The organism is Methylibium rhizosphaerae (assembly GCF_006386545.1).
Classification (GTDB): Bacteria; Pseudomonadota; Gammaproteobacteria; order Burkholderiales; family Burkholderiaceae_C; genus Pseudorivibacter; species Pseudorivibacter rhizosphaerae.
In genome coordinates, this window is sequence record NZ_SWAR01000080.1 from 1 (window position 1) to 5,604 (window position 5,604).

Below are 5,604 nucleotides of genomic sequence, written 5' to 3' on the forward strand. Positions count from 1 at the left end.
CACGCCGCTGGCATAGGCGTACACGAGCACCTTGACCATCATGGCCGGGTGGAACGGCTGGTTGCGCGGGCCGCCACTGTTGTAGCGGGCGTGGAACGCGCTCAGGTCCAGGCCATCGACGGCGTCGCTGATGAAGCAGGCCAAGTGCCCTTCGGGCAACCAGTCTTGCAACGCCTCGGGCAGCAACATCTGCTGCTGAGGTTCATACGGCAGGTAGCTCGCCATGGCGGCGCACTCTACTGAGCCGCCTTTGCTGCCCGAGCGTGGCGCCACACCCTCACCCCAGCCCTCTCCCGCACGCGGGAGAGGGAGTCGGTCACGCGCTTCTGCCGCGCACGCTCCTAGACCTTCCTCACCTTCACCCGCGCGCCATCGGCCGTGGTGGCGGGCGGATACACGACCACCAGCGCGCCGGGCGCGAGGCCGCGCTTCACCCAGGCATGGGTGCCGTTGCGCGCGGCCACCTCCACCGGCTGCAGGCGTGCACGCCCTCCCTCGACCAGGAACACGCCCATGCCGCCGGCCTCGTCGGCCAGCGGGAACACCGCCGCCAGCGGCACCTGCACCGCCTGGCCGACCGACAGCACCACGATGCGCACGCCCACCCGGAAGCCGTCGCCCAGTGCGCGCCACTGCTCCGGCGGGCTGGTGATGTCGATCAGCACCTTGACGCGCTGCTCCTCCACCCCCAGCGCCGACACCTTGGTGAAGGCGGCCGGCTCCACCCGCCGCACGCGCCCCTGCAGCTCGCCTTCGCCGCCCCAGCGCTCGATGCGCACAGGGCCGCCCACCTGCAGCCGCAGCGCCTCGGTGGTCAGCAGCTCGGCGACCACCTCCATGCGAGACACGTCGCCCAGCTCCAGCAGCGCCATGCCGAGCCCGACCGTGGCCTCGCTCGTCTGTGCCACCCGCAGCACCTGGCCGGCCACCGGCGAGCGCAGCACGAACGGCGTGCCGGGGGCGTTGCGCTGCACGGCGCCCAGTGCGGCACGGGCCTGCCCGACCTCGTGCGCCGCGACCTGCCGCTCGGCCTGGGCCGACTCCTGCTCCTTCTGCGCCGCCAGCAGCGCCAGCCGGTCGGCGTCGAGCTTGCTCGGCGCGACGAAGCCCTGGCGGGCCAGTTCCTCGGTGCGCTGCACCTCGTTGCGCGCCTGCAGCACGCCCACCCTGGCCCGCTCGATGCGCGCCGCCGCGCGCTCGACGTTGGCCTGCGCGGTGCTCACCCGGGCCTGCAACTCGCGCAGCGTCCGGTCGTCCAGCAGCGGCGAGAGCCCGGGCGTCAGCGTGGCCACCACATCCCCCGCAGCCACCTTGTCGCCTTCGCGCAGGGCAATGCGGTCGAGCCGCCCGGCCAGCGGTGCCGACACCAGGTAGCGGTCGCGCAGCCGGGTGCGGCCGTCTTCGTCGACGGTGGCCTCGAACGGCCCTTCGGTGACGCCGGCGGCCTCCACCTCCAGCGGCCGGGGGGCAAAGGCCCAGGCGAGCGCCAGCACGGCGGCCGCCGTGGCCGATGCGATGTAGATCCAGGTCGATTTCTTCATGTTCACTCCCTCGTCTTGAGCACCGCCACCATGTCGAGGCGGTCGATCCGCCGCCGCACCACCAGCGCACTGGCCACACCGGCGATCACGACACACAGGCCGGCCCATGCATAGGTGCGCGCGCGGATCACCACAGGAAAGAAGAACTGGTCGGACTTCAGCAGCTCGGAGATGAGGTGGATGAGCCCCCAGCCCAGCCACATGCCGAGCGGCAGCGCCACCGCGATCGTGATGGCCATCTCGCCCAGCAGCATGGTGGACACCTCGGCCCGGGTGAAGCCGAGCACGCGCAGGCTGGCCAGCTCCCAGCCGCGTTCGGCCAGCACGATGCGGGCGTTGTTGTAGACCACGCCCACCGCAATGACGCTCGCGAAGACGGTGAGGATGGTGCTCATGATGCGCACGTTGCGCGCGCTGATCTCCTGCATGTTGCGCACCATGGTGGCCTTGCTGAAGGCGCCCGCCACCCGAGGCAGGCCCTTGGTGGCTTCGAGCACCTGGGCCTCGCGCCCGCGTTCCAGGCCCAGCACATAGCCCGCGCCGAGGTCGCCATCGCCCAGGGCCCGGTTGAGCTCGGCGCGATCGATGTAGGCGTTGAGCCCCATCATGTCGCGCACGGTGCCGCCCACCTTGAACGCCACGCGCCGCGGCTCGCCCTCCAGCACTTCGGCCCACACCGTGTCGCCGGTGTGCACGCCCAGCTTGGCGGCCAGCCGGTCGGTGAGCAGCAGCCCGCGGCCTTCGAGCAGGGTTTCGCGGTTGTCGACGTCGATCACGCGATACAGCTCGGGCCTCGCGGCAAACCCGCGGACCAGCACCCGCTCGCTGCGATGGCCGTGGCTCATCTGCACCTGCACGAACCGGGTCGACTCGACCGCGTTGACGCCCGGCAGCCGTTCGAGCGCCAGCCGCGTGCTCGGCTCGTCGCCCGGGTCGGTCATCCACACCGTCATGTCGCCGCGCAGCGAGAGGTTGAACTGCGTGTCGACGATCACGTCGATCGCATCGCGGAAGTAGTTGCCCATGATGGTGATGGCCACCGCCGCCGCCACGCCGCCGACGGCGAGCGCGGCGCGCAGCGGCCGCCGCTCCATGTTGCGCACCGTCATTCGCAGTGCCGGGCCCATGGCCTGGATGCCCAGACTTTCGAGCAGGGTGCGCCGGTAGCGGTCCGGCGCGGGCGGGCGCATCGCCTCGGCCGGAGCAAGCCGCACTGTGGCGACGATGGCGTTGAGGGTGCCCAGCACGGCCGTGGCCACCGTGACGAACGCGCTCAGCAGCAGCAGGCCTGGGGCGACGGCATGCTCGAAACGCGGGAAGTGGAAGAACTCGGCATACAGGCCGGTCAGCAGCGTGCCCAGCCGGTCGCCCAGCGCAATGCCGAGCACCAGGCCTGCCAGCACGATCGCCAGCACGAGCTTCAGGTAGTGGGCAGCGATGCTGCGGTCCGGATAGCCAAGCGCCTTGAGCGCGGCGATCTGCTCGCGTTGCGTGCCCACCAGCCGCGTCACCACCACGTTGAGCAGGAAGGCGGCCACGCCAAGGAAGATGGCCGGCAGCACCGTCCCGAGCACACGCTGCTCCTTGATCTCGTTGTCGAGCATCTGGTGCGAGACCTGGTCGTCGCGGCCGAACACGTCGCGCCCGCCGTAGCGCGCCAGGCGCTGCGCCAGCCCTTGCATGGCCGCCTGTGCCGAGGCGCCCGGCGCCAGTTTCACCGACACGCGGTTGAAGCTGCCCTGCATGTCGTAGGCCGCCGCCAGCACCTCGCGGTCGAGCCAGAACACGCCGAAGCCGCGCATGTCGGGCATGCCCCACAGCCCGGCGAAGATGTACTCGGGCGACAGCGCGGTGCCGGTGATGCGCAGGGTGCGCTGCCGGCCGTTCACCAGTGCGTTGACCTCATCACCCGGCTTGAGCCCGCGCGCCTTCGCGAAGCCCTGGTTCACCAGCGCCGGCAGCACGCCGCCCGCCTGCAGCGCCTCGCCCGGACCTGCCAGCGGCTGGCCTGAACTCACGCTCACCAGGTTCATGCGCGCCGCCTGGGTGAGGTCCAGCCCGATCAGCTGGCCGATGATGGGATCGGACACCCCGGGGATCTCGACCCGAACCACCGCCTCCACCGAGGTCTGCACGTCGGCAACGCCCGGCACCTCGCGCAGCGACGGTTCGAGCCCTGCAGGCGCGCGCTTGACCGCGGCGAACAAGTCGGCGAAGCGGCCTTCCGCATAGAAGCGGTCTCGCGCCAGCGCGAGCGAGTCCACCGCCGACAGGCTGGTGACGAAACCGCCGATGCCGCTGGCCACCACCAGCGCGATGGTGAGCGCCTGGCTCCACATCTGGCGCAGGTCGCGCAGCAGCTTGCGGTCAAGTGCCCGCACGTCGGCGCCCTCCTCCACTGCGGCATCGCCTGGCCCGGCTCACCATGACAGCTCCGCCGGCGAGACCTTGCGAGCATTGACCTCGATGCGCTGGATGCGGCCGTCACCCAGGTGGATCACCCGGTCGGCCATGGCGGCAATGGCCGCGTTGTGCGTGATGACGATGGCGGTGGTGCCCAGCTCGGCATTGATGCGCGCGATGACCTCCAGCACCAGCTTGCCGGTCTGGTAGTCCAGCGCGCCGGTCGGCTCGTCGCACAGCAGCACCTCGGGCCGCTTGGCGATGGCCCGCGCGATGGCCACGCGCTGCTGCTCGCCGCCCGACAGCTGCGACGGGAAATGGTCCCGCCGCGGCGCGAGGCCGACCAGCTCGACGGCCTCGTCCACCGGCATGGGGTCGCGCGCGATGTCGGTGACCAGCGCCACGTTCTCGCGCACTGTGAGGCTCGGGATCAGGTTGTAGAACTGGAACACGAAGCCCACGTGTTCACGACGGTAGGTGGTGAGCTCGGCTTCGCCGGCCCCGGTGAGCGGCCGCCCGGCGAACTGCATGTCGCCGGCCGAGGGCGTGTCGAGCCCGCCCAGGATGTTGAGCAGGGTGGACTTGCCGCTGCCCGAGGGCCCCAGCAGCACGATGAACTCGCCGCGCGCGACATCGAGGTCCACGCCGCGCAGGGCCTGCACCTCGACCTCGCCGGTGCGGTACACCTTGCTCAACCCGCGAGCGCGGAACAAGGGGGCCTGCGTGCCGGCATCGGCAACGGTGGTGCTGTCGTTCATGGAGGGGAGCGGCGACGGTGCGCGCGCCGCGTGGCGGGCGTCTGACGGTTTCAGTGCGTATCGGCTCGCGGGCGGTGCTCATGCGCCGCCTGGCAGGCCGCGCAGCGCATTGCGGCCGGCTGCACCAGCAGGCGCCGCAGCGGGATCGGCTCGCCGCAATCGGAGCAATCGCCGTAGCTGCCGTCGTCGAGCCGCCTCAGGGCGGCCTGCACGCAGGCCAGTTCATCGAGGTCACGCCGCTGCTGCGCGTCATCCACTGCGGTGCCCTGGGCCAACCCGGCTTCGTCCTTGCCGTCGCGCACCTCCTGCACCACGGCGGCCACCGGCGCGTCCCGGCGTGCCAGCTCCGCCGCATGGATCTCGCTCTCGAGTTCGCGCTGCCGGTACACCAGCAGCTGGCGCAATTCCGTCAGGTGGGTCTGGGTCGGGACGTCCATGGTGTTCCTGCCTGCGTGTTGGTTCGACCCACTGTAGACAGCGACCCCGCAGGCCGCCTTGCGCACGATCAAGGCGGCTGGCCAGGACCCTGGGCCGCGTCGGGGTCGTTCTTGCTCGCGCCGCGCAGGTTCAGGACGAACAAGCCGAGCTGCAGGCCGATCAGGGCGTGTGCGCCCGCATGCCAGCCCCAGGCCGACCACAACAGGTTGCTCAGCACGAAACACCAGAAGCCCCAGCGTCGCCGGGACCGGCTGTTCGACGCGACCAGCCACGCCGCGATGAGCGTGGCCAGCATCGCCGGCCACTGCAGGGCATTCAGGAACGTCTCCATGCAGACGCGCTAGGGCCTGTTAACGCTATTTGGAGCCTCACGCTTGGGTCCCTGGGGGCGCAGGCCTAGGCGCCGCCGAGGCGGTGTGCTCACTGCACACAACGAGGCGGCAACGACGGCATGCGCCCCCAGG

Annotated in this window: 6 protein-coding genes; all 6 read right to left on the reverse strand. The window is 71.0% G+C overall.

From position 1 onward, the window contains the following. Window positions 1-225: transposase (locus E8D38_RS27085; RefSeq protein WP_425462824.1), on the reverse strand; the 225-nt coding region annotated here is incomplete at its 3' end. Window positions 226-341: 116 nt separating this feature from the next. After that, complete coding sequence (locus tag E8D38_RS27090; protein WP_140637392.1) at window positions 342-1,541, reverse strand: efflux RND transporter periplasmic adaptor subunit; 1,200 nt, start codon at window positions 1,539-1,541, stop codon at window positions 342-344. Window positions 1,542-1,543: 2 nt separating this feature from the next. Next, a complete protein-coding gene (locus E8D38_RS27095; protein WP_140637393.1) occupies window positions 1,544-3,922 on the reverse strand; it encodes an ABC transporter permease in 2,379 nt (792 codons plus the stop codon). A gap of 39 nt (window positions 3,923-3,961) precedes the next feature. Continuing rightward, window positions 3,962-4,702: an ABC transporter ATP-binding protein gene (locus E8D38_RS27100; protein WP_140637394.1), complete on the reverse strand. Its 741-nt coding sequence runs from the start codon at window positions 4,700-4,702 to the stop codon at window positions 3,962-3,964. 50 nt (window positions 4,703-4,752) lie between these two features. Beyond that, window positions 4,753-5,139: a TraR/DksA family transcriptional regulator gene (locus E8D38_RS27105; RefSeq protein ID WP_140637395.1), complete on the reverse strand. Its 387-nt coding sequence runs from the start codon at window positions 5,137-5,139 to the stop codon at window positions 4,753-4,755. 68 nt (window positions 5,140-5,207) lie between these two features. Further along, window positions 5,208-5,471 carry a hypothetical protein gene (locus E8D38_RS27110; protein WP_140637396.1) on the reverse strand — a complete coding sequence of 88 codons (264 nt, stop codon included), beginning with the start codon at window positions 5,469-5,471 and terminating at the stop codon, window positions 5,208-5,210. Window positions 5,472-5,604: the final 133 nt, after the last annotated feature.

What these genes read in the sequence shown, in the direction of transcription:
- E8D38_RS27110 (WP_140637396.1), bottom strand. Translation starts at nt 5,471, where the DNA reads ATGGAGACGTTCCTGAATGCCCTGCAGTGGCCGGCGATGCTGGCCACG.
- E8D38_RS27090 (WP_140637392.1), bottom strand. Translation starts at nt 1,541, where the DNA reads ATGAAGAAATCGACCTGGATCTACATCGCATCGGCCACGGCGGCCGCC.
- E8D38_RS27100 (WP_140637394.1), bottom strand. Translation starts at nt 4,702, where the DNA reads ATGAACGACAGCACCACCGTTGCCGATGCCGGCACGCAGGCCCCCTTG.
- E8D38_RS27105 (WP_140637395.1), bottom strand. Translation starts at nt 5,139, where the DNA reads ATGGACGTCCCGACCCAGACCCACCTGACGGAATTGCGCCAGCTGCTG.